The sequence below is a fragment of the Alsobacter metallidurans genome, from assembly GCF_014636935.1.
Classification (GTDB): Bacteria; Pseudomonadota; Alphaproteobacteria; order Rhizobiales; family Beijerinckiaceae; genus Alsobacter; species Alsobacter metallidurans.
This window is the reverse complement of the sequence record NZ_BMES01000002.1, coordinates 1810024-1833871: the sequence shown is the minus strand read 5'-3', so window position 1 is coordinate 1833871 and position 23848 is coordinate 1810024. Positions and strand designations below refer to the sequence as shown.

Genomic DNA, 23848 nt, shown 5'->3' with positions numbered 1-23848 from the left:
GTTTTCACTCACACATTTCCTGACTGGGCGGACCTCCGTCCGCAGCATGGTCTTAGTTGTCTGGGCGGTGGCGACGATCGTCTTCGCGGCCAAGTCCGAAGCTCTGTTCGGCGTTCGCAATCTGGACTCCGACGACGTGATGCGGCTCGTGCAGGTGCGCGATCTGCTGGGCGGCCAGGGATGGTTCGACCTCGTGCAGCATCGCGTCGCTCCCGACGGGCTGATCATGCACTGGTCGCGGATCGTCGACCTCGGCATTGCATCCCTCATCCTCTTCTTCGGAACGGTATTCCCGCCGGACCTCGCCGAACGTGCGGCGGGAGCTCTCTGGCCGACGCTGCTGCTGGGCCCCGCCCTGGTGGCGGTCGCGGCCATCGCCGAGCGTCTGGGCGGTCGGCGCGCGATGCCGCTCGGCGTGATCCTGTTCTGCCTGATCGGGCCTGCGGGGGCGCAGTTCTATCCCGGTCGCATCGACCACCATAACGTCCAATTGCTCGCCTGCCTGGTCACGGCCGCCGCTATGTTGCGGCTGGACGGCGGGCGCGCCGGCGGCGTCGTCGCCGGGTTGGGGGCGGCGGTTATGCTCTCTGTCGGCATCGAGACCCTGCCCGTGCTCGTTGTTCTGTGCGCCGCTGTGGGCCTGCTGCTGGCCGGAGACCCGGTGAGATATCGTGCCGGCGCAATGGCGTTCGGCTTGTGGATCGCTCTTGGATCGGTGGCCCTCACGGCCTTGACGATTCCGTCAGCACAGATCGCCGCCGCCCATTGCGACGCAATCTCGGCGCCGTATCTGGCCGCCGCGATCGTGGGCGGCCTTGGGCTCGCCGGGATGGCGCTCCTGGGCGCCGGCTTTCCGGCGATCGGGCGCTGGATCACGCTGGCCGCCGTCGGGGCCGCGGTGGCCGCCGCGGTAGCTTTCTTCGGGCCCGCCTGCCTGCGAGGCCCGGTCTCCGAGATCGATCCCCGGCTCCTGCCGATCTGGCTGAACGGGGTTCAGGAGATGGAGCCGCTGTGGCCGGCGTTCGCCAGAGGCGACAGACTGGCGGTGGGGAGCGTCGGCTACCTGGGCCTGGGCCTCGTTGCAGTCGTCTTGGCCTGGCGCTTCGCTGACGCCCGGCGTCGGAACGCCCTGGCGCTCGTCGCGACGTTGCAGGCCGTGGCGTTCCTGGTCGCGCTCGGGCAGATCCGCGGCGTGTACTACGCCAATGCGTTCGCGGCGCCGTTGATCGCGGCCGGCGTGGTCGCCCTGCAGGGCATGCTTCGCGTTCCGTCCGGCCATCGCAACGCGCTCACCCTTGCGGCCATCATCGTGATTTCAAGCTGCAGCTTCATCGCCAAGGCGATCACTCCCGATCCCGCGCAAGCCAGCTCTCGGCCAGCTTCGGCGGCCGCTGACAGCTCGGGGCTTCTCGGATGCGCCGAGCCCGCCACCTACAAGGCCATTCGAAACGTTGCGCCCGGCGTCGTGCTCGCCGGCATCGACCTCGGACCGTTCCTGCTCGCATCCTCGCCGACGCACTCCGTGCTCGGCGCTCCCTATCACCGCAACGTGGACGGCATCCTGGCGTCGTACACGCTCCTGAGCGCTGGCGTCGACAAGGCTGAAGCGCTTCTGCGTGCGCGCGGCGTCGTGGCCGTGGTGATGTGCGGCCCCGTGCCGAATGTCCGGGCGCCCGGTTCACTCGCGCGGGCGCTCGAAAACGATGTCGTTCCGCCCTGGCTCAGCGCCATCGAGACCGGAACTGCGGCGCGCCTTTTCGTCCTCCGTTGAACGTCCCGCACAAACAAAAGCGGCCGGCCCCAACAGGGCCGGCCGAAGGTGGTTATTCGAGCACATGAGCGGCTGGTCAAGGCCGCCCGCCGCAATCTAACCGGCAGCCTGGGTTGCAATGTGTGAAGTAGTTCACACTCGCGCCCGGAAAGCGCCGGAATCCCGGCTGCTCATGGTGCACCTCCAATGGGCGGGATGATTGAAGGCGGCAACCTCAGCGTGCTTTACGGGTTTAGCGCAGACCGTTTACTCTCTGTTCACTGTGTGACAGCGTTTGAGGCCGGCCATGGAAGATCCCGTTTTCGCGTTTCCGACGAGACGGCATGCCGGATCCGACCTGAAAACAGCCGATCTGAAAGGCGCGATGCGCAAAGCGCGCATCGAAGAGGCGGAGAGATCCTCCGCGGTGGCTGAACTGCGCGGAGCCGAATTGGCGCGGCTCGAGCTCCTGAAGGACGAATTGGCGCCGGTTTTCTCGCAATTGCCCGACGACGTCGACATGTTCGACTTCGGCCTAGTGGGAACCGAAAAGCCGCGCCTATTTGTCGACATGGTGGCTTTCGTCGAGATGGGACGGGACCGCCGGACTTTCCGCTTCATCCAGGACACGCGCGGCGGCCGCCTCGTGCTCGCTGAGAGTGAGCGGGTGGAGCCGCTGGTCGAAGCCGTCACGGCGTATCTGGGGCGCAGGCTCGTAGAGCGCGAACGCGCGCAAGCGGGCGAGATCGCGGTCCCGACGCCCCAGCCGGCCCATGCGGCGCGCGGCGCTTCGCCAGCCGGAGATCGCCGCTATGTCGTCGGCGACCTCGTGTTCGCCTTCGTGCTCGGCGCGATCGTGGGCGCGAACCTGCTGCTGTTGGCCGCCTGGTGGAAGTCGCGCGGCGGCTTCGCCTGGCTGGGCATGCCAGGCCTGGGGTGATTGAGTGGATTGAGGCGCTAAAGTGGCAATTCGCCCAGGTCTACGATCTCGCCGGCGGATGTCAGCCCCCGGGTGCGTCCCGTGATGGTGGGGCCGCTCTCGGTGAGATCGATGTCGAAGAGGTGGTAGCCCGCGCGGTGCGTGAGAGCGCCGCGGATGGCCGAGCAGGACGGAACGCCGACGACCGGAATGGGCTTGCCGCCAGGGCCCGCGATGCGGTTCACCGAGGTGACGTGATTATGCCCATGCAGGATCAGATCTGCTCCGGTCTGGCCGAGAATCTCCTCGAGGGCGCTCGCATCCGTGAGGCCGCGCCCCGTGAGGCTGCCGCTGCGATGGGGCGGGTGGTGGATCAGCACAACGCGCGCGAGCGGCTGCTGGGCCAGAAAGGCGAGCACATTGGCGACCTTCTCGCGCTGCTCACGCCCGAGCGTGCCCGAGGCCACGAACGGACCCGTGGGAACGGCTGACGATAGGCCGACGATCGCGATGGGACCGACCAGCCGCACATACGGAAAGCCCTCGAACTTGCCGTTGTCGGAGGTCATCCAGGGTGACAGGAAGCGCTCGATGTCGCGCAGGGTGGTGCGCACATAGGCGTCGTGGTTGCCCGGCACGAAGCTGACCTTGTCGGGCGCCCCGAGATCCTCCAGGAACTCGCGGGCGACCTGGAATTCCCCGTGCAGACCAATGTTGATGAGGTCGCCCGTACACGCGATGTGGTCCGGCTCGAAGCTCTTCATGTCGGCGATGAGCCGCTCCATCACGCCCATGTCGTGAATGCGGTCGCGTCCACGACGCCAGTTCATGTAGCCGGTCATGCGCTTGCCGGCGAGTTCACGCAGGCGAGGCTTGGGGATCGGGCCGAGATGGGGGTCGGAGAGGTGGGCGAGCCTGAACATCGGGCGACACCTCTCCCCCGCGCGCGCCCGCCGGTCAAGCGCTGCCGATGAGAATTCCCGTCAGGAACACGAGGACGCCGCCAAGCACGACCTGGAAAGCCGCCTGCAGGAAGGGCGTATCCATGAAGCGCGCCCGTATCCACGCGATCGCCCACAGCTCGATCAAGACGATCACGGCCGCGATGGACGTGGCGACCATAAAGGCGTTGGGCATGCTGTCGGGAACGAGATAAGGCATCGTATGGCCGATGCCTCCGACCGTGGTCATGAGCCCGCAGATCAGGCCGCGCATCCACGGCGTTCCGCGGCCTGTCAGCGAGCCGTCATCGGAGAGCGCCTCGGCGAACCCCATGCTGATGCCGGCGCCGATGGAGGCCGCCAGGCCCACCAGAAACGTCTCCCAATTATTTTGGGTGGCGAAAGCCGCGGCGAAAAGCGGCGCCAGGGTCGAGACCGATCCGTCCATGAGGCCCGCCAGGCCGGGCTGGACATATTGCAGCACGAACATGCGCCGGCGGGTCTTCTCCTCCTCGGCCTTGGCGTCGCCGCCCAGGTTGGCGTCAGCGAGCTCGCCGGCCCGCCGCTCATGACCGCGCTCGGCTTCCGCGAGGGTGTGCAGCAGTTCGCGCACCGAGACGTCCAGCGTCTGGGCGGCCGCCTTGTCGTAGAAGCGGTAGGCCTGCATCTCCATGATCTCGGCTTCCTGCCGCATCTTCTCGACGGAGAGGTTCTTGGTGAGCCAGATCGGGCGGCGTTTCAGGAAGCCCTTGACGTCTTCGCGCCGGATCGGCGGCAGGTGCTCGCCGAACTTCTTGCGGTAGAGGTCGTACAGCATGCCGCGATGGCTGCGTTCCTCCTCGGCCATGCCGTCAAACAGCGCGGCCGAATGGGGATACGCGTCGCGAACCGAGTCCGCGAATGTCTGGTAGATGCGGGAGTCCTCTTCCTCGCCGGTGATCGCCAAGGTGAGCACCTCACGTTCGGTGAGTTCGGCGAAGGTCTTCATCGGCATGGCGTGGCTCCCGCAGGCGGCGCTTTCCAGATTGGAATGCTTCTAATCTATGTGAGCGCTGGCACAAGAGCGTTTCGGTCGGATCTGCTATGTTCGGGCATGATTCCGGACCAGAACCCCGCGCCCCAGACTACCGGAGGCCCGCACGCCGCGGCCGAGGAAGCGCTGCGCGGGCCTGGTGGCCTGCGCCGCCTGCTGCACCTGTATTGGCGATTCACACGACCGATGACGCTTGGCGTCCGCGCGGCGGTGCTGCACCCCGACCGGGGGGTGTTCCTGGTGCGCCATGGCTACGTGTCGGGCTGGCAGATGCCGGGCGGCGGCGTCGATGCGGGCGAGACGATCTACGACGCGATGGTGCGGGAATTGTCGGAAGAGACCCACATCGAGCCGGTCGGGCCGGCGGCGCTGCATGGCCTCTTCTTCAACCGCTACGTCTCCAACCGGGACCACGTCGCCGTGTACGTGGTGCGTACGTTTCGGGAGGGGGCGCCACGCGCGCCAAACGCCGAGATCCGGGAAGGGCGGTTCTTCGCCCTCGACGCGCTTCCCACCGAAATCACCCGCGGCACGCGCGCGCGGTTGGCCGAGATCGTCGACGGGGCGCCCGCTTCGCCATTCTGGTGAGCCGTGAGCGGTTGCGCGCGCGCCAAAATCCTGTACGGGTTCCGACGCTGCGCCACGCGGCCGGAGAGGCGACATGCCGCTGAGGCGGGATCGACGACGAGAGACGCTGGCCCGCCCTTGAGCGGCCGTTCCGTCCGTCCCGCGCCGCCCGGCGCACCTTTTCGCCGAGTTCTCTCGACATGACCGATCTGTCTCTCGCCATTCGGCCCGAAGTCGCCAGCGAAGCTTCCACCATCGACAAGCTGCACGAGCGCGCGTTCGGGCCCGGCCGCTTCGCGCGTACAGCCTTTCGGCTGCGGGAAGGCCAGCCGCACGAGCCCACGCTGTCCTTCACGGCGCTGGTGGGCACGCTGGTGGTGGGATCGATCCGCTTGACCCGCATCTGCATCGGCGGTGCGGACGGTTTGCTTCTGGGTCCGGTCACCGTCGAGCCGGCCTTCATGGGCCGCGGCATCGGCATGGCGTTGGTGCGCCGCTCGATCGAGGCCGCGAAGTCTGAGGGTCACCGGCTGGTGCTGCTGGTCGGCGACGAACCGTTCTATGCGCGGGCCGGCTTTCGCCGCGTCCCGTACGGTCGGCTGAGCCTGCCGGGACCGGTCGACCCGGCCCGGGTGCTGATCCTTGAGCTTGAACCCGGCGCCTTCGAAGGCGTCAGCGGCCCTGTGACGCGGCGCGCCTAGCGCGCCGGCCGTCCCAGGCGAGATTCGCCCAGCCATGTGCTGAGCAGGCTGGCGAGCAGCAACACCAGGCCGACGAAGCCCAGGAACACAGGGAAGACGGACACGCCGCGCACCGCATGCGCCTCGGTGTTGCGCAGCGCGATGTAGTCGCTGCCGGAGAATCGCGCGCCGGAGGCAAGCGTCAACACGGTGGGAATGCGCGGCGCGTCTCCGGCGCGGTCGGAAACGCGGCGCACAGAGCCGCCGGTCGCGGCCGTGATGGCGGCGAGCTTCTCGGTCGTGGACATGACCTCCTGGAATTCGCGCGGGTTTGGCGGGCCAACGCTCACGAAGGCCGTGAGCTTGCCGTCCGTGAGGCGGTAGAGGCCCGGCTGGGCAATCTCCACCGTCGAGCGCCAAAGGCCGGGGCTGGCGGCCGCAAGAGTGGTGGTGCGGGTTTCGCCCGTCGGCCCGGTGAGTTGGACGGGCTCGACCGCATCCGCAAGCGTCTGGCGCTCGACCGTCACCACATTGCCGCGTGCGGTGGCGCGCAGGGCTTCTTCCTCGAGGTCGGGCTCCTTCATGAGCCAGTGGCCGAGACGGCGCAGCAGATCCTGATGCGGGCCGCCGCCGCGAAAGTTGCGGGCCCAGAGCCAGGAGTGGTCGGAGAGGAGCAACGCCACGCGGCCCTTCCCTTCGCGCGAGAGCACGAGCAGGGGCTTTTCATCCGCGCCCGCCATCACGGCCGAGCCGGAGCGGACGTCGGCCGAGATCAGCCGCAGCCACTCGCCCCAGCTCGGCGGCTCGGTGTCGGAGCCCGGCAGGTTGCGGGTGACGGGGTGCTTGGCGCCGGTAGGCGTCACATGGGCGAGGAACGGCCGCTCGATCAGCTTGCCGTCCGGCGTCGCCGGGATGGCGGCGGCGAGAGGCGTGCCGGCGAGGCCGGCGCGGCCGGCGAATTCCGGGCCGGCCGCCACCAGCACGGCGCCGCCGTCACGGACATAGCGGACCATATTGGCGAAATAGACGCCGGGCAGGATCGACTGATTGGCGTAGCGATCGAAGATGATCAGGTCGAACTCGTTGATCTTGGTCTCGAACAGCTCGCGCGTCGGAAAGGCGATCAGCGACAGCTCGTTGATGGGCGTGCCATCCTGCTTCTCGGGCGGGCGCAGGATGGTGAAGTGGACGAGGTCGACATTGGCGTCCGACTTCAGGATGTTGCGCCAGGTACGCTCGCCCGCGTTCGGCTGCCCGGAGACCAGCAGCACCCGCAGCTTCTCGCGGATGCCCTCGATCGGGACCACGGCCTTGTTGTTGTAGGCCGTAAGCTCGCCAGCGGCTTCATCGGCCTCGATCTCAACGACATTCTGGCCGCCATGCTCGATGCGGATCGGCAGCCGCAGCACCTCGCCGGGGGCGGCGCGACGCTCCGTGACGACGACGCCGTCGCGGCGCACCACGACGCGGACCGGCTCGCTCTGGCCGGGATCGTCCACCCGCAGACGGATCACCGCGTCCTTGCCGACGATGCCAAAGCGCGGCGTGTCGAGGAGAGCGATGCGCCGGTCGCGCTCGCCCGGGTGGCCGGTCACCAGCGCGTGCAGGGGCGCGCGGAAGCCCATGGCGGCGACCTGCTCGGGAATGTCGTGGACCACGCCATCCGTCACCATGACAGCGCCCGCAACGCGGTCGGGCGGAACGTCCGAGAGGCCGGACTCCAGCGCCGAGAACAGGCGTGTGCCGTCGGCGCCGCCGCCTGCCTCGGCGACGTCGATGATGCGGGTCTCGACGTCGCCCAGTGCGTCAAGACGCTTGCGCAGGGCGTCCACCACGGCGGTCGTCTGCGCGGCTCGGTCGGCGAGGCCCTGCGAGGCGGAGCGGTCCACCACCACGGCGGCCACGTCCTTCAGGCGCTCGCGGTCCTCGCGCACGAACGAGGGGTTGACCAGGGCGGCGAGAAAGAACGCCACGGCCAGCGCGCGCAGCACCGATCCGCGCTGGCGCAGCAGCAACGCCAGTACGGCGGCGCCGCCCGCCACGATGGCGAGCAGAACCAGCACTGGCAGCGGCAGCAGGGGAGACCAGTCGACGCTCGTCATGCTGTCCTCATTGGCCGAGGCGCTCGAGCAGCGCGGGCACGTGCACCTGGTCGGCCTTGTAGTTGCCCGTGAGGGCGTACATCACGATGTTCACGCCGGCGCGGAACGACAGCTCGCGCTGACGCGCGCCCCCAGGGGTGAGCGGGTAGAGCGGCTCGCCGCGCCGGCCGGTGGCCCAGGCGGCCGCGAGGTCGTTGGACGTGATGATGATGGGCGACACGCCGTCGCCGGCGCGGGCCGGCCGCTCGGCGTCCGGGCCTTCGCGGGGCAGCGCCTCGATCCAGGTCTGGCCGTCGGCGTAGCGGCCCGGGAACGTGTCGATCAGGTAGAAGGCTTTGGTCACGACGTGGTCGCGCGGCACGGTTTCGAGCTGCGGCACCGCGACGCCGGCCAATATCTGCCGGAGCGTCTGCGTCTCGGGGGTCGGCGGCGCGCCGGGGCGGTTCGACAGCGCGTCGCGCGTGTCGAAGATCACGGTGCCGCCCCCTTTCATGAAGTCGTCGAGCTTGCGCACGGCGGCGTCGCCCGGGGCGGGGCGGCCGGCCACAATGGGCCAGTAGATCACCGGGTAGACGGCGAGCTCGTCCCGCGTGGGGTCGACGCCGGCCGGTTCGCCGGGCGAAAGCGCCGTGCGCGCGCCCAGGAAGCTGCTCAGGCCGGCGAGGCCGGCGCGGCTGATCTCGTCGACATTGGCGTCTCCGGACAGCACATAGGCGAAGCGGGTCGTCAGCGCGGCGTCAAGCTCCTTGGGGCTCACAGGAGGGCGCGGCTCGGCCGCTTGAACGACGGGAGCGCCTGCAGCCAGGATCGAGACGACCGCCAGGGCCAGGATCGCGGCCGCGGACGAAGCCCGGCGGGCGCGGCCGAAGGTGAGGCGCCCGCTGAGCCAGAGCACCGCCAGGGTGTCGAGCGCGAAACCCAGCAGCGCGAGCGCGATCATCCAGGGGCGGAGGTCGACCGGCGGCTCGCGGGTGAGCGGCTGGAAGCTTGCGCCGAGGCCGGTGGTGTCGAGCCGGCTCAGGGTCGCGTCAGGCGCGAGCGTGTTGACGGCCACGGGAGTATCCGGCGCGCCGTAGAAGCCGGGTGGATGGTCGAGCGACGCCACGAGCGCGCCCGTCACCGCAATGGGCCGGGCCGTCGCGGGCGGGGCCTGGAAAGTCCCGAACCCATCGAGCGTGCGCAGCGGCGAGACCGTCACGGCCTGACCCCCTGCAGAAGCCTGCGTCGGCGCGTCTGCGGTTCCGGCCAGCGCGGCCATGCGGCGGAGCATGTCGACGAAAAGGCCCGAAAGCGGCAGGTTCGACCAGGTCGTGTCGGCAGTGACGTGGACAAGGACGAGGAGGCCCTGGCCCCGGCGTTCGGCCGTAATGATGGGCGTGCCGTCGGCCAGCGCGGCCCAGGTCTTGCGGCTGAGCTCGGCGTCGGGTTCGGCCAACAGTTGCCGCGTGATCGCGACGTCCCTGGGCAGTGTCAGCCCGAAGAAGGGGCTCGCCTGGTCAAACGGCGCCAGCGTGCGCGGGCTTTCCCATGAGAGCGCGCCGCCAAGAGCCCGGCCTCCGCGACGCAGCCTGACGGGCGACAACTCGTCGCCGGTCGCGGACGCGAGGCGCGAGCCTGCGAAGCGCAACAGCAGGCCGCCCTTTTCCACGAATGCGGCGAGCTTTTGCCGGATGTCCGGAGGCGGCGCGCCCACATCCGCCATCACGATCATCGAGACCTTTTCGTCGATTAGCGCGCTGATCGCCTCGTTGGGGCCCATGCGGGGTTCGCGCACGTCCGCATAGGGGGTGAGGGCGCGCGACACGTAATAGGTCGGGGACAGCAGCGGCTGGGCCGTGTCCGCCGTAGCGCCGGACACGAGCCCGATGCGGCGCCGGCGGCTCGATTCGTCCACGAGCGCCACCGCGCCGGCGGTGCGCTCCTCGGCGATGTCGAGGCGGGCGATCTCGTTGCGCAGGTCGACCGGCAGGGTCACGTTGGCGCGGGTCTCGGTTTCGCCGCCGCCGAAGCTGAACGGCGCCTCGCCGAGCGGCAGGCCGCGCTTGTCCAGCGCCCGCACGACGCCGGAGTCGCGGCCGTTCGGCTCGGCCCGGAGCACGCGGACGCTCATGCCGGCGGCCGCGTTCTCGACATTGGCCAGCGCCAGCGGCCGTGCGGCCGGGCCCGCCACGACGGTGAGCGGCCGGCCGTCCGTGAGCTTGCGGAAGCCGTCCCGGAAGGCGGCCTGGTCGCCGGTCGCGACGCCGTCTGCGATCCAGACGACCTCGGCGGCTTTCTCGCGATCCAGGAAACGTCCCAGCGGGGGGAGGATGGCGGCGCGGTCCGGCGCGTGCGGGGCCGGCTTCAGGGCCCGTAGCTTTTCCAGCGCCGCGCCGGCGTCGCCGAGTTGCACGTCCGCGAGCGGCGCGCCGGTCGCGATCACCGCCACGGGCCGGTCATCGCGGGCGGCTCCGCGTACGATCTCCTCGGCGGCGTTCATGCGCTCGCGCCAGTCCGGGGCGGCCGCCCAGCCGGCGTCGATCACCAGCGCAATCGGGCCCGTGCGGCCAATCGCCTGCTTCAATGCGTTCCAGACCGGGCCCGCCATGGCGACGATCACCAACCCGGCGACTACGAGGCGCAGCAACAGCAGCCACCACGGCGTGCGGGCCGGGCTTTCCTGCTGGGGAATGAGGTCCAGGATCAGGCGCAGGGGTGGGAAGTCGATCCGGCGCGGTTGTGGCGGGGTGACGCGCAGCAGCAGCCAGAGCGCGGGCAGCGCCGTGAGGGCCAGCAGAACCGCCGGAGCCGTGAAGCCGAGGGACAGGGACTCGAACATGGCTCAGGTCCCCGCGCCGATGCGCGCGCCCGCCATGCCGGCGTCGCGTTCGGCGATGCGCGCGGCCAGCGACAGCAGCGCCTCGGAGGCCGGCCGGTCGGTGCGATGCACCGCGAAGGTCCAACCGCGGCGCGCGCAGGCTTCCCGGATGGCGTCGCGATGCGCCGCCATGCGCTCGCGCACCAGCGCGCCGAAACTGCCGGCGTCGCCGACGCGCAGGGTCTGCGGGCCTTCGAGCTCGGCGAGCACGGCCTGCCCTTCGAACGGGAATGTCTCCTCCACGGGGTCCAGAACCATCACGAGATGGCCGCCGGCGCCACGCGCCGCCATGCGCTCGATGGCGTCCTTGATGCGCGGGGCGGGGGTCAGAAAATCGCTGATCAGCACGGCCTCGGTAAGCGGCGCAAGAGGCAAGGGCGGAGGCAGGTCCGCGGGCGCGCCCTTGTCGGCCGCCAGCGCTTCGGCCACGCGGTCCACGATGGAGCGCGACGCCTGCGGGTTGGTGAGGCCGATATGGCCGACGCGTTCGCCGCCGCGAACGAGCAGGTCGGCCAGCGCGAGGCCGAGCACGACGGCGCGGTCCACCTTGGGCGCCTGCGCGAGCGCCGAGCTGAATCCCATGGAGGCGGAGCGGTCGATCCAGAGCCACACCGTGTGGGCGGCTTCCCACTCGCGCTCGCGGACGTAGTAGCGCTCGTCGTCGCGGGCCGAGCGACGCCAGTCGACGCGATGCGCCGGTTCGCCCGGCATGAAGGCCCGGAACTGCCAGAAGGCTTCGCCCGAACCGGCCTGCCTTCGTCCGTGGATGCCGTGCGCCGCCGTGGCGGCGATGCGGCGAGCCTCGATGGCGAGCCGCGGCAGGCGGCGGGCGAGGTCCAGCGCGCCTGTGGCGTGCCGGTTCCCGACCGCCCGTTCCGTCGTGTCGAGAACCCGGACCTTGACCATGCGGTGCGCCCTAGCCGACGCGTTCGGCGAGGCGTCGGATCAGGCCGCTGATGCTTTCGCCCTCGGCCCGCGCCGCGAAGGTCAGCGCCATGCGGTGCTTCAGCACCGGCTCGGCGAGCGCCGCCACGTCGTCCAGCGACGGAGCCAGCCGGCCCTGCACCAGCGCGCGGGCGCGCACGGCCAGCATCAGCGACTGGCCGGCGCGCGGGCCTGGGCCCCACGCGAGGTGGCCCGCGATGGCGGGGTCGCCCTCGCCCGGACGGGCGGAGCGCACAAGGTGCAAGATGGCCTCCACAACGCTCTCGCCAACCGGCAGGCGGCGCAAGAGGCGCTGGGCGGCCAGCAGGTCGTCGGCCGTCATGGCGGCTTTCGGCCGGGCGGGCGCGTCGCCGGTGGTCTCCAGGAGAATGCGGCGCTCGGTGGCGGCGTCCGGGTAGCCGACGTCGATCTGCATGACGAAGCGGTCGAGCTGGGCTTCCGGCAGCGGATAGGTGCCCTCCTGCTCGATAGGGTTCTGGGTCGCGAGCACGTGGAAGGGGCGGGGCAGGTCATGCGGTTCGCCCGCCACGGTGACGTGGTATTCCTGCATCGCCTGCAGTAGCGCCGACTGCGTGCGTGGGCTGGCGCGGTTGATCTCGTCGGCCAGCAGCAGCTGCGCGAAGATCGGGCCGCGCACGAAGCGGAAAGCGCGGCGCTTGTCGGTGGTTTCCTCCAGCACCTCGGAGCCAAGGATGTCGGACGGCATCAGGTCCGGCGTGAACTGGATGCGACGGTTGTCGAGGCCGAGCACCGTGCCCATGGTGTCGACGAGCTTGGTCTTGGCGAGGCCCGGCACGCCGACAAGCAGGCCGTGGCCGCCCGACAGCACGGTGATCAGCGTGTTCTCAACCACCTGCGCCTGGCCGAACACGACGGTTCCGATCGCCTCCCGGGCCCGGGTGATCTGCTCGAGCGCCGCATCGGCGGAGCGCACGATCATCGTGTCGAGGCTGGCGGCGGCGTTGGCGTCGGTCATCGATGGCCCTCGGTGCGGGTCTGACGCCACGGCGTCACACAACTGGCGGCCAGCATCGCGCGCGAATGGCGTTGGGTTCAAGCCCGACACGATGCCGCGGCGCGATTGTTCCCCGCACGTTTGCGTGCGCGTAGCCGCCGGCAAGCAGGCTCACGGCGTCCTGAGGCGAAAACGTGGCGACAGGCAAGAAGGTTCGGTGTTGTTCCGGAGAAGGCTCGCCATGCGCGGTCCGGCCTCATGCCGCCAGGTCCGCCGGTCTGGTTCAGTATTGTCGTCGGAGGGCCGCGATCCACGTCCACGAACCGCTATTAGTGTCCTGGGACGATGCCCTAGTCGGCTGTCGGAAGGCGCCGGATCGTGAACTCGATCTGACCATCGTCGAGTTCGCGCCACCACTCGATCTCGGTCATGTAAGCAGCCTTGGGAAAACGTGAGAACGCCTCGCGCGCCTTGGCGCGGGCCTCGTCGCGCGGCAGCGTGAAGGTTTCTCGCTTCCAGGCGTCGCTTTGCGCAGTTCGGCCAGAACGCGCAGGATCGGCCGCTCGCTGGGAGAGCCGATGGGCCACGTCCGCAGGTCGAAGAGGCAGTCGGCTCATCGGATGCACGCCTCACACGAGAGCGCGCCGTCGCTCCCGCCGGCAATCTAGACCGGAAACGGCCGAAACGGGAGTCAATTCAACGCCGTAGCCGTCCGGACCTGTCGCGCTCACGCCTGCGGGACTGCTTTCCGAATGATCATGGAAAGGGTCGCATCATCTGATGGGAAATCCGCCTCGATCCAGAGGGCTTCGGCGCGCGCCAGCGCTTCGCCGATGGCGCGTCCCGGGGCCAACCCGAGGGCCACCACGTCGCGTCCGCTCCAGGGGAGCCGGGGAACGGGTTCGGCCAGCGCCGCCGCAGCCACCGCCAGGGACGCCGCGTCGGCGCCGCGGACTGCCTCAATCGCGACCGCGTCGCCCAGCGCCGAAGCGCCGTTTCGATAGGCGAGCAAGCGCCAGTCGTGCGCCGATCGGGGCGCCTGGGCCCCGTGCAGCATTTCGAGCAGCGTCGCGGCCTTTGAGAGCCGCAGCGCTTCCGCGTTGGATAGCCGGAGACGTTCGGCAAGCAGCCCCGCGTCCTCGCGCACGCGAAGAGCCAGGGCAGCGAGGCGCAGGATCGGATCTGGTCTCGCAACCGCCTGAAAGGCCCTCACATCGGGAACGAGGCCTAGCAGCCGGTCCAGGAACCCGCATTCCGCGATGGCCTCGACAGTCTCGGGCGCCCGGCGGCTGGCGAGGAGCTTCAGCAGCTCGACGCGGACGCGCTCGTGCGACAATTGGGCCAAACCGCCGCGGAGCGCGATCGCGGCCGAAAGCGCGTCCCTGTCGAGCGGCCCCTCGCCATATTCGGAGTGGAAGCGAAACAGGCGGAGGATGCGCAGATAATCCTCGCGAATGCGGGTATGGGCCGAGCCGATGAAGCGCACGCGCCGCGCCGCGAGGTCGTCGAGGCCGCCGACGAGGTCGATCACGGTTCCATCGGCGGCCGCATAGAGCGCGTTGATGGTGAAATCCCGCCGTTCGGCATCGCGCGCGAAGTCGCGGCCGAAGGCGACCACGGCGCGGCGGCCGTCGGTCTCGACATCCTCGCGCAGCGTCGTCACCTCGAAGGGATGGTGGTCGACCACCACCGTTACGGTGCCGTGCTCGATGCCGGTGGGGGCCGCCCGGAATCCGGCCTCCTCGGCCCGGCGGGTCGTTTCGGCCGGGAGCGCCGTGGTGGCGATGTCGATGTCGCCGGGCGGCAAGCCCAGCAGCGCGTTGCGCACGGCGCCGCCAACCACGCGCGCTTCCTCGCCGTCGCAATCGAGAACGGCAAGCAGGCGCTGAAGCTCCGGCCTGTCGAGAACCCCGGCGCTATCGATCCGCGCCGTTGCGAGGGCCGGCCGGCTCTGGCTCATTCCAGCTTGCCGGGCACGAAGCGCCCGTTCTCCATATGGGCGGGCACATAGGCTCCGGCGCCGCGCGGGGCCTCGAAGCCGGTCAGCACGAGCGACGCGCTTGCGAGCGCGAGGCCGGCGAGGACCAGCCAGGACAGGCTCCCTTCCCAGTGCACCTTGGCGAGCGGCGTGCGGCGGCGTGCCACGAGCCAGAGCGCGTAGAGTGCGAACGGGACCAGGAAGAGCAGAAACTCTTCAACGAAGGCGCGCGTCATTCGGCGTAAAGCCTCTCGTACATGTTCCGCAGGATGCCTGCGGTCACGCCCCAGATGTAGTGATCCCCATACGGCATCGCATAATAATGGCGCAGGGCTCCTTTCCACTCCCTTGCGTGCTGCTCGTGGTTGGCGGGATCCATAAGGAACGACAGGGGGGTCTCGAACACCGCATCAACCTCGTCGGCGTTGAGCGCCAGCTCGAAACCGGGCTCGACCACGGCCAGCACGGGCACGACGCGAAAGCCCGTGGAGGTGAGATAGGCGTCCAGGTAGCCGAGCGGCTTGATGCGATCGGCGGTCAACCCGATCTCCTCGCGCGCCTCGCGAATGGCCGCCGCCATCGGGGACGCGTCGGCGGCGTCGATCTTGCCGCCCGGGAAGGCGACCTGGCCCGAGTGGTCGCGCAGGTGCGAAGCCCGACGGGTCAACAGGATGCTGGCGTTCTCGGGATGGGCGATCACGGGGATCAGCACCGCCGCGGGGCGATGAAGCGCGCCATCGGCCGGGGCCAACGAGGGCGCGAGCTGGTGGTCGCCCCGCTCCGGCGTGCGGCCGGGGTCGAAGGCGTGCAGGGGCGGCTCCATGCTCAGACGCTGGCGCGCGCGCGTTTCGAGCGCCTCGGGTGCAAACGGCGTCGCGATCACGGGCATGCCGGGCTCCTGGCTTGCCCGGGTCACGCCAAACCCTCGATCTCGGACGCGTCCGCCATTGCGAAGAACGAGCCGCCTGCTGCGACGCCGAACTTGGCGACGCCGTCGATCACACGCTCTTCGCCGAGCGCGACGAGATCGTAGAACAGCGTTCGGGTGAGGCGCGCTTCCAGGCCCCCGCGCACGCGCACGTACGGACGCAGCCCGTCCGTGGCCTCGCGCACGAAGCGCAGCGGGTGCTCGGCGTCCACCGTCACCCAGTCGTCCACATTGGTGCGCAGCCCGATGCGCCGGGCGTCGCCGTCGCCTTCCGCAGTCATTTCGACCGCCATGAATGGCGCGTCCTCGACCGTGATGCCGACCATCTCGACGGGCGTCACCAGCACGAAGCGTTCGGGATCACGCCGCAGCACGGAAGCGAAGAGCCTCACCAGGGCAGGGCGGCCGATCGGCGTGCCGCCATAGAACCAGGTTCCGTCGGCGGCGATGCGCATGTCGATCTCGCCGCAGTAGGGCGGGTTCCACAGGTGCACGGGCGGCGGGCCCTTCCGGCCGGCCGCGCGGGCTCCGGCCGTGAGGGCGTCGAGGGCAGGAGGGGTGTTGGCGGTCATGGGGTGAGAATAGGGCGGCGGCGCGCCGGTTGCATCAGTCGTGCTTGGCGCTGGTCTGCGTGGTGTGGTGGTGCGCGTTGAACGACCACGATTCCCACACCGCCACTACGACGAGGCACGTCGTCGACAGCACGCTCAGCAGCGCTGGCGGAAGGCTGGTGAGCAGCGCGCCAGCCGCCAGCATGCCGCCGAGCAGGCCGATGCCGACGAGGTGTGACAGTTGGAAGAAGCCGCGCACCGCGCGCTTGAACAGGATCGCGCCGGTGAGAAACAGCAGCGGCCCGCCCACCACGGTGAGCAGCGTTCGCAATTCGCCGTGGCCGTCGGGATGATCGAGCACGAACTCGTCGCCGACGGCCGTCACGATGACGCCCGCCATGATGGGCAGGTGCAGGTAGGTGTAGGCCAGCCGCGCCAGCCGGCCGGGGTCGTCCGCGTCGGCGATCTCACGGCTGCCGGCCTCGGCCCCGAGATCGAAATAGATCCACCACATCGCCAGGCTGGCGACGAAGGACGAGACGAAGCCGACGATTGTCCAGGCTTTCCAGGGCGCGTCCGCGAAGGTCGCTCCGGTGACGAGGATCGATTCGCCCAGCGCGATGATGATGAACAGGCCGCAGCGTTCGGCCATATGCCCTCCTTCGACGTTCCAGTCCGACACCGCCGACGCCCCGAGGCCGGGCGTCCAGAAGCGCGTGAGCGGGCCGGCGCTGGCGATCACCACGGCGACTGCCCACAGGCCGAGGCGCCAGGCGTCCGGCGCCGAGGCGCCCGCAAGCCAGAACGCCGCGCCGGCGCAGTGCCAGGCCAGGATGCGGGTGAAGTTGGTGCGGAGCGCCTCTTCGTCACGCGGCGTCGCCCACATAGCGAAGATCGAGCGCGCGACCTGCATCACCCCGTAGCAGACGGCGAAAAGAATGGCGCGATCGCCGAACGCCTTCGGGATCGAGATGGACAGTCCGAGCCCGGCGAGCATCAGGCCAAAGATCACGGCGCGCACGGGGGTGCGGTCGGGGTTCAGCCAATTCGTCACCCAGGAGGTGTCGATCCACACCCACCAGACGGCCAGCATCAGAATAAACGCCTGCAATACTCCCCAGGCGTCGAACTGCGCCGCAAGCGTGTGCGAGAGCTGCGTGACCGCGAACACGAACACGAGGTCGAAGAATAGCTCCACATAGGTGACCCGATGGTGCCCGTCATCGGGCTCGCCGCGGAGCAGTTCACTGTTGTTGGCGGCAGGCTTGGGTTCGCTCACGGCCAGCGCACGCTGGGCGGCATGCTGGAGAGGATGCTTTCGACATTGCCGCCTGTCCGGAGGCCAAAAATCGTGCCGCGATCGTAGAGAAGGTTGAACTCGACATAGCGGCCGCGCCGGGCCTGCTGTTCGAGGCGGTCGGCTTCGGTCCAGCCTGTCGCGACGTTGCGGCGGGCGATGGCCGGGTAGATGGAGTGAAATGCCTCGCCGACGTCGCGGGTAAATGCGAAGTCGGCATCCCAATTCTCGTTTTCCAGGTAGTCGTAGAAGATGCCGCCGACGCCGCGCTGCTCGTTGCGGTGCTTCAGGTGGAAGTACTCGTCGCACCACGCCTTGTAGCGGGCGTAATCTGCGACGGGGTGCGCCTCGCAGGCCTGCCGGAAGGCCTCGTGGAAGGCCTGCGTGTCCGGGTCTTCCTGGGTGCGCCGGCGGTCCAGCACGGGGGTGAGGTCGGCGCCGCCGCCGAACCACGCCTTGGTGGTGACCACGAAGCGCGTGTTCATGTGGACGGTCGGGACGTTTGGGTTCCACGGATGCGCAATCAGCGAGATCCCGGACGCCCAAAAGCGCGGGTCGTCGGACGCGCCCGGGATCTGGGTGCGGAACTCCGGGGCGAACTCGCCATGGACCGTAGAGATGTGGACGCCGGCCTTCTCGAACACCCGGCCGCGCAGCATGCTCATCTCGCCGCCGCCGCCGGGCGCGCCTGTGTGGTCCGTGCGAGTCCAGGGCTTGCGCTCGAAACGGCCCGCCTCGGACGCCTCGGGAAAAAACGGCCCCCCAGCGCTGGCCTCCAGATCCTCGAAAGCTGCGCAGATGCGGTCGCGCAGCGTCCGGAACCAGTCGCTTGCCTCGCCCTTGCGGCGCTCGAGCTCATCGGAGGGTGGGAGCATCAGGGCTGTCCTTCTGGGGCTGGCGCTGGAAACCCGGCGGTCTGGCGTAGGGCTTCGCCGAGGATCATGGCGGCCGAGACCGCGATGTTCAACGAACGCATGGCGGGCCGCATGGGGATGAGGATGCGGGCGTCGGCCGCGGCGTGAACGGCATCCGGCGCTCCGGCCGACTCGCGGCCGAGCAGGATGACGTCGCCCGGCGCGAAGGCGAAATCAACATAGCGCACGGCCGCCCTGGTGGTGGCGAGCACGAGCCGACGGCCCGCCTGCCGGCGCGCGGCCTCGAACGTGGTCCAGGACACGTGGCGCTCGATCTCGACCTCGTCGAGATAGTCCATGCCGGCGCGGCGGAAGGCGCGGTCAGACACCGGGAAACCGGCGGGTTCGATGATGTCGGCGGGCACGCCAAGGCAAGCGCAGAGGCGCAGGATCGTTCCCGTGTTCTGCGGAATGTCGGGCTGGTAGAGGGCGAGGCGGACGTTCAAGCGCGCAAGGCTCCGCTGCAGATTGGGAACAGGGGCGGGAAAACGTCCGCCAGCCACTCCCAATCAGCATTCCGTCCTATGGACAAGCCCTAAGCAGCGTGCGAAACAGCCGCCGCGCGGCGACTCCCGGTCGCATTGCGAGCCCTTGTGTTTGCGCGCATACCGCCCGGGACGAGCTTCAACGATCAATCAATCAAGCCTTCGGTTTCGGCTGGGGGCCCGGATTGAGGGGATGATTACGTGGCGACGACTTCCACTGCGACCGCGTCGGAACCGACCCGGCGGGACTTTCTCTTCATCGCGACCGGCGCCGTCGGCGCGGTCGGCGTCGCAGCCACGCTGTGGCCGTTCATCTCCCAGATGGGACCGGACGCCGCCACGATCGCGGCCGGCGCGCCGGTCGATTTCGACCTGACGCCCGTCGCCGAAGGCCAGATCGTGAAGCTGTTCTGGCGCGGCAAGCTGATCTTCGTCCGTCACCGCACGGCCGAGGAGATCAAGGCCGCCCAGACGGTGAACGTCGCGACGCTCCCCGACCCGCAGGATGACGCCGCGCGCGTAAAGCCCGGCAAGGCGCAGTGGCTCGTGGTGTACGGCAACTGCACGCATCTCGGCTGCGTGCCGCTCGGCAACGAAGGCGCGTTCCATGGCTGGCAGTGCCCGTGCCATGGTTCGGTGTTCGACACTTCGGGCCGAATCCGCCAGGGACCGGCTCCGACGAACCTGCCGGTTCCGCCGTACACGTTCGTTTCCGACGCCAAGATTCAGATCGGCTAAGGCCGCATCGCGCCGTTTCAGGATCATGCCATGAGTGCACCTTCCACCTATGTTCCGAAGAGCGCGTTTGGGAAGTGGTTCGAGAGCCGCCTCCCCGTGATGGGCCTTCTCCATTCGTCGTTCATCGTGTTCCCGAATCCGCGGAACCTGAACTATTTCTGGACCTTCGGAGGCATGCTGGCCTTCATGCTCGTGGCGCAGATCGTCACCGGCGTCGTGCTGGCGATGCACTACACGCCTAACGCGAAGATGGCGTTCGACAGCGTCGAGCACATCATGCGGGACGTGAACTACGGCTGGCTGCTGCGCTACCTGCACGCCAACGGCGCATCGATGTTCTTCGTGGCGGTCTACGTCCACATCTTCCGCGGCCTCTACTACGGGTCCTACAAGGCCCCTCGCGAGATCCTGTGGATCCTCGGCGTGATCATCTTCCTGCTGATGATGGCGACGGCGTTCATGGGCTACGTGCTGCCCTGGGGCCAGATGTCCTTCTGGGGCGCGACCGTCATCACCAACCTGTTCTCGGCCTTCCCGGTGGTGGGCGAGACGATCGTGACCTTCCTGTGGGGCGGCTACTCGGTCGACAACCCGACCCTGAACCGCTTCTTCTCGCTGCACTACCTGCTGCCCTTCATGATCGCGGGCGTCGTCGTGCTGCACATCTGGGCGCTGCACGTGCCGGGCTCCAACAACCCGACCGGCATCGAGAAGAAGACCGAGAAGGACACGCTGCCCTTCCACCCCTACTTCACCGTGAAGGACGCGCTGGCGCTGGTCTGCTTCCTGATGGTCTACATCTGGTTCGTGGCCTATACGCCGAATTTCCTCGGCCACGCCGACAACTACATCGAGGCGAACCCGGCTGTGACGCCGGCGCACATCGTGCCGGAGTGGTACTTCCTGCCGTTCTACGCGATCCTGCGCGCCATCCCGGACAAGCTCATGGGCGTGCTGGCGATGTTCGGCTCGATCGCGGTGCTGGCCTTCCTGCCCTGGCTCGACACCTCGCGGGTGAAGTCGGCGAACTATCGTCCGCTCTACCGCCAGTTCTTCTGGCTGTTCGCGGTGGCGGCTGTTGGCCTCGGCTGGCTCGGCGCCAAGCCGCCGGAGGGCGGCTACGTGATCGCCTCGCGCATCCTCACCTTCTACTATTTCGCGCACTTCCTCATCGTCCTCCCGCTGCTGGGCCTGTTCGAGACGCCGCGCCGTCTCCCGGGGTCCATCGCCGAGGCGGTGCTCGGCAAGGGCGGTTCGGCCTCCGCGATGGCGGCCGGGGCGGCCCAGTCGCCGAACACCAAAGGCTGAGCGGGTTTCGGGGATCATGATGATGAAGACAAACACGATGCTCCGCTTCGCCGCCGGCGCGCTGGCCCTTCTCGGGGTGGGCGCTTCGGGCGCCGTCCTGGCGGCCGAGGGCACGCCGGTGCCGCCGCGCCAGAGCTGGACTTTCTCGGGCCCGTTCGGCCATTTCGACGCCACGCAGCTGCAGCGCGGCTTCAAGGTGTACCGCGAGGTTTGCGCCAACTGCCATTCGGTTCGCCTGCTTGCGTTCCGCAACCTCGCCGAGGAGGGCGGCCCGCACTTTTCCGAGGCGCAGGTCAAGGCGCTGGCGGCCGAGTACAAGGTCACGGACGGCCCGAACGACTCGGGCGAGATGTTCCAGCGCCCGGCACGGCCGGCCGACCGCTTCCCGCCGCCCTTCGCCAACCGGCAGGCCGCCGAGGCGGCCAACGGCGGCGCCTACCCGCCGGACTTCTCTGTTCTCGCCAAGGCGCGCACGTATGAGCGCGGTTTCCCCTGGTTCGTGTTCGATATGTTCACGCAGTTCCAGGAGCAGGGCGTCGACTACATCACGGCCTTGATGCTGGGCTACGAAGAGCCTGCGCATGGCGTCGAGGTTCCGGCCGGCAAGTACTACAACACCTACTTCCCGGGCCACATCATCTCGATGCCGAAGCCTCTGAGCGATGGTCAGGTGGAGTACCCGAAGGGTCCGGACGGCAAGCCGCAGGCCCCCGAAACGGTGGCGCAGTACGCCAAGGACGTTTCTGCGTTCATGATGTGGTCGGCCGAGCCGCACCTCGAGGCGCGCAAGCAGATCGGCTTCCGCATCCTCTCCTTCCTGCTGGTGTTCGCGGGCCTGCTCTACTTCACCAAGAAGAAGATCTGGTCCAAGGTCGAAGGCCACGCCGTTTCGCACTGACGAAACCGGAAGTTTTTCAGAAGGGCTCCGTTCGCGGAGCCCTTTTTCGTTGCGGCGTTGCGTCGACGGTCGCGCCGCTGCAGCATGCCGCCTCCCCGCTCAAGCAGGACGCCATGGCGCTTCATTTCACAGCTGACGAATTCGAGGCGCGCAAGCGCCGCTTCCTGGGCGTTCTGGCCGACCGCAAGCTGGATGGCGCGCTGCTGTTCGCCCAGGAGAGCATGTTCTGGCTCACAGGCTACGACACGTTTGGGTTTTGCTTCTACCAGTGCCTCTATGTCGGCGCGGACGGCCGCATGGCGCTGCTGACGCGCTCGGCCGATCTGCGGCAGGCGCAGCATACGTCCACGCTCCAGGACATCCGTGTCTGGCGCGACGGGCGCGAGGCGGACCCGGCCGGGGCGACGCGCGCGCTGTTGCGCGACCTTGGTGCAGGCCGGCGGATCGGCGTCGAGTTCGACAGCTACGGGCTGACGCACGCCAGCGGCCGCAAGCTGGAGGCCGCGCTCGCCGGAACAGCCGACCTCTCCGACATCTCGGACGTCATGCCACGCCTGCGCGCGGTGAAGTCGCCGGCCGAGATCGCCTATGTGCGCAGCGCCGCCTCCCTGTGCGACGCTGCCGACCGGGCGGCGCTGGACGCCATCTCGGCCGGCGCTGACGAGGGCGAGATCCTGGCGGCCCAGCACGCCGCCGTCTTCGCAGGCGGGGGCGATTACCCCGGCAACGAATTCATCATCGGCTCAGGGCGCGACGCGCTGCTGTGCCGCTACAAGTCCGGCCGCCGCAGGCTGGATGCGCAGGACCAGATCACGCTCGAGTTCGCCGGCGCCTTTCGTCACTACCACGTGGCGGCGATGCGCACCGTGGTGGTGGGCGAGCCAAGGCCGCTGCACGTGTCCTACCATGCGGCCGCCCGCGAGGCGTTGCTGGCCTGCGAGGCCGCCATGAAGCCGGGCGCGACGGCCGGCGACGTGTTCAAGGCGCATTGCGACGTCTTCGACACGCACGGGCTGGCGTCGCATCGGCTGAACGCCTGCGGCTACTCGCTCGGGGCGAAATTCACACCATCCTGGATGGATTGGCCGATGTTCTACGCCCACAATGATTGGGTAATCGAACCCGGAATGGTGCTGTTCGCCCACATGATCCTGATGGATTCGGCGACCGAGACGGCGATGTGCCTCGGCCGAACCTATCTGGTCGGCCAGGGCGGGGCGGAAGCCCTCAACTGCGGAGATCTGGACCTTCAGCTGCGATAGGGTTAAACGATTCCTAACGAGCCGCGCGAAGCCGGCCGGGAGGGGTCATGAGCACGAGGCTATCGGGGTTCCTCGGATGGGCGGCTGCGGCCGCTCTGGCTTGCTCGCTGGCCGGCTGCCAGGCGACAGACGGCCCCACGGCCCGCTACGAGGCGCCGGGCGTGCCCGTCGCGCTCGACACGCTTGAGGGCGCGCCTGAGGCGGTCAAGACTCGTGTGTCGGCCGAAATCAGCACCCAGGCCACCGCCCGCCGGATCGAACTCGTCGACAGTCAGGCTCAGCCTCGTTACCGGCTCAAGGGCTACCTCACCGCCTACCCGACCGAAACCGGCGACACCACGTTAGCGGTGGTGTGGGACGTGTTCGACGCCGCCAATAAGCGCCAGCAGCGGGTCACAACCACGACGGTCGCGAAGGGGCAGGGCGACGATCCCTGGTCGCGGATCGGCGAGACGCAGATCGCCAAGGCGACCTCGCAAAGCATGAACCAGGTCGCGGCTTTTCTGGCAGGCCAGACGCCCGGGGCTGGGCCCGCGACGGCGTCGCTGGAGCCCGCGAAGGCGCTCGGTTTCGCGGCGGGCGAATAAGCGACTTCATTTGGCCCCGTCCACGCCTTTCAGCGTCCGTCGCGCGCGCGTCATATTGTTTGCAACGCAGCGGACTGCTAAGAGCCCGCCCATAAGGCCGGGTCTCGGTGGAGTCCGGTAGCGTGCAAGCGCATCAGCGGACCAGAACGGAGC

Annotated in this window: 23 protein-coding genes; 9 read left to right on the top strand and 14 right to left on the bottom strand. The window is 68.9% G+C overall.

Features of this window, described 5'->3' with window-relative positions:
* Positions 1 to 46 precede the first annotated feature (46 nt).
* Both IEV99_RS18940 and IEV99_RS18935 read left to right on the top strand, forming a co-directional pair.
* Positions 47 to 1771 (top strand): hypothetical protein, encoded by a 1725-nt coding sequence (locus tag IEV99_RS18940; protein WP_188519268.1) that lies wholly within the window; start codon positions 47 to 49, stop codon positions 1769 to 1771.
* 286 nt (positions 1772 to 2057) lie between these two features.
* Positions 2058 to 2690, top strand: a complete 633-nt coding sequence (locus tag IEV99_RS18935; protein ID WP_188519267.1) for a hypothetical protein — start codon at positions 2058 to 2060, stop codon at positions 2688 to 2690.
* A 17-nt stretch (positions 2691 to 2707) separates the two neighbouring features.
* Here IEV99_RS18935 and IEV99_RS18930 read toward each other — a convergent pair whose 3' ends face one another.
* A complete protein-coding gene (locus IEV99_RS18930; RefSeq protein ID WP_188519266.1) occupies positions 2708 to 3592 on the bottom strand; it encodes a metallophosphoesterase family protein in 885 nt (294 codons plus the stop codon).
* 34 nt (positions 3593 to 3626) lie between these two features.
* A complete protein-coding gene (mbfA, locus tag IEV99_RS18925) occupies positions 3627 to 4598 on the bottom strand; it encodes an iron exporter MbfA (RefSeq protein ID WP_188519746.1) in 972 nt (323 codons plus the stop codon).
* A gap of 231 nt (positions 4599 to 4829) precedes the next feature.
* On the opposite strand from mbfA, the gene IEV99_RS18920 reads away from it, so the two are divergent.
* Both IEV99_RS18920 and IEV99_RS18915 read left to right on the top strand, forming a co-directional pair.
* Positions 4830 to 5231: an NUDIX domain-containing protein gene (locus IEV99_RS18920; RefSeq protein ID WP_244643985.1), complete on the top strand. Its 402-nt coding sequence runs from the start codon at positions 4830 to 4832 to the stop codon at positions 5229 to 5231.
* A gap of 179 nt (positions 5232 to 5410) precedes the next feature.
* Entirely contained in the window at positions 5411 to 5911 is a 501-nt protein-coding gene (locus IEV99_RS18915) for a GNAT family N-acetyltransferase (protein WP_188519264.1), read from the top strand.
* On the opposite strand, the gene IEV99_RS18910 is transcribed toward IEV99_RS18915, so the two are convergent.
* The 12 genes from IEV99_RS18910 to IEV99_RS18855 form a co-directional block, all read right to left on the bottom strand.
* Complete coding sequence (locus IEV99_RS18910) at positions 5908 to 7992, bottom strand: hypothetical protein (RefSeq protein ID WP_188519263.1); 2085 nt, start codon at positions 7990 to 7992, stop codon at positions 5908 to 5910. The two genes, IEV99_RS18915 and IEV99_RS18910, sit on opposite strands and share 4 nt — an antisense overlap.
* 7 nt (positions 7993 to 7999) lie before the next feature.
* The gene (locus tag IEV99_RS18905) at positions 8000 to 10810 is read right to left on the bottom strand and encodes a DUF4159 domain-containing protein (protein ID WP_188519262.1); all 2811 of its coding nucleotides are present in this window, start codon (positions 10808 to 10810) and stop codon (positions 8000 to 8002) included.
* Between the two features lie 3 nt (positions 10811 to 10813).
* Positions 10814 to 11755, bottom strand: a complete 942-nt coding sequence (locus IEV99_RS18900; RefSeq protein ID WP_188519261.1) for a DUF58 domain-containing protein — start codon at positions 11753 to 11755, stop codon at positions 10814 to 10816.
* A 10-nt stretch (positions 11756 to 11765) separates the two neighbouring features.
* The gene (locus IEV99_RS18895; protein WP_188519260.1) at positions 11766 to 12770 is read right to left on the bottom strand and encodes an AAA family ATPase; all 1005 of its coding nucleotides are present in this window, start codon (positions 12768 to 12770) and stop codon (positions 11766 to 11768) included.
* 329 nt (positions 12771 to 13099) lie between these two features.
* A complete protein-coding gene (locus IEV99_RS18890) occupies positions 13100 to 13366 on the bottom strand; it encodes a hypothetical protein (protein WP_188519259.1) in 267 nt (88 codons plus the stop codon).
* A 110-nt stretch (positions 13367 to 13476) separates the two neighbouring features.
* On the bottom strand, positions 13477 to 14709 hold the full coding sequence (locus IEV99_RS18885; RefSeq protein WP_188519258.1) for a CCA tRNA nucleotidyltransferase: 1233 nt from the start codon (positions 14707 to 14709) through the stop codon (positions 13477 to 13479).
* A complete protein-coding gene (locus tag IEV99_RS18880; RefSeq protein WP_188519257.1) occupies positions 14706 to 14963 on the bottom strand; it encodes a DUF6111 family protein in 258 nt (85 codons plus the stop codon). Before IEV99_RS18880 ends, IEV99_RS18885 begins: the two co-directional genes overlap by 4 nt.
* Positions 14960 to 15616, bottom strand: coding sequence for a CoA pyrophosphatase (locus IEV99_RS18875; protein WP_188519256.1), 657 nt, complete (start codon positions 15614 to 15616; stop codon positions 14960 to 14962). Before IEV99_RS18875 ends, IEV99_RS18880 begins: the two co-directional genes overlap by 4 nt.
* Before the next feature lie 23 nt (positions 15617 to 15639).
* Positions 15640 to 16227 (bottom strand): DUF1285 domain-containing protein, encoded by a 588-nt coding sequence (locus IEV99_RS18870; RefSeq protein WP_188519255.1) that lies wholly within the window; start codon positions 16225 to 16227, stop codon positions 15640 to 15642.
* A gap of 34 nt (positions 16228 to 16261) precedes the next feature.
* Positions 16262 to 17491, bottom strand: a complete 1230-nt coding sequence (locus tag IEV99_RS18865; protein WP_371875815.1) for a low temperature requirement protein A — start codon at positions 17489 to 17491, stop codon at positions 16262 to 16264.
* Positions 17482 to 18378, bottom strand: a complete 897-nt coding sequence (gene hemF / locus IEV99_RS18860) for an oxygen-dependent coproporphyrinogen oxidase (RefSeq protein ID WP_188519254.1) — start codon at positions 18376 to 18378, stop codon at positions 17482 to 17484. Before hemF ends, IEV99_RS18865 begins: the two co-directional genes overlap by 10 nt.
* Entirely contained in the window at positions 18378 to 18863 is a 486-nt protein-coding gene (locus tag IEV99_RS18855; protein ID WP_188519253.1) for a tRNA (cytidine(34)-2'-O)-methyltransferase, read from the bottom strand. Before IEV99_RS18855 ends, hemF begins: the two co-directional genes overlap by 1 nt.
* A gap of 240 nt (positions 18864 to 19103) precedes the next feature.
* On the opposite strand from IEV99_RS18855, the gene petA reads away from it, so the two are divergent.
* The 5 genes from petA to IEV99_RS18830 all read left to right on the top strand — a co-directional run bounded on the left by petA (position 19104) and on the right by IEV99_RS18830 (position 23695).
* Entirely contained in the window at positions 19104 to 19640 is a 537-nt protein-coding gene (gene petA, locus IEV99_RS18850; protein ID WP_188519252.1) for a ubiquinol-cytochrome c reductase iron-sulfur subunit, read from the top strand.
* A gap of 30 nt (positions 19641 to 19670) precedes the next feature.
* Positions 19671 to 20948, top strand: coding sequence for a cytochrome b (locus tag IEV99_RS18845; protein ID WP_188519251.1), 1278 nt, complete (start codon positions 19671 to 19673; stop codon positions 20946 to 20948).
* 37 nt (positions 20949 to 20985) lie between these two features.
* A complete protein-coding gene (locus IEV99_RS18840; RefSeq protein WP_244643932.1) occupies positions 20986 to 21846 on the top strand; it encodes a cytochrome c1 in 861 nt (286 codons plus the stop codon).
* A 113-nt stretch (positions 21847 to 21959) separates the two neighbouring features.
* Positions 21960 to 23108, top strand: coding sequence for a M24 family metallopeptidase (locus IEV99_RS18835; RefSeq protein ID WP_188519250.1), 1149 nt, complete (start codon positions 21960 to 21962; stop codon positions 23106 to 23108).
* Positions 23109 to 23155: 47 nt separating this feature from the next.
* Positions 23156 to 23695: a hypothetical protein gene (locus IEV99_RS18830; RefSeq protein ID WP_188519249.1), complete on the top strand. Its 540-nt coding sequence runs from the start codon at positions 23156 to 23158 to the stop codon at positions 23693 to 23695.
* Positions 23696 to 23848 lie beyond the last annotated feature (153 nt).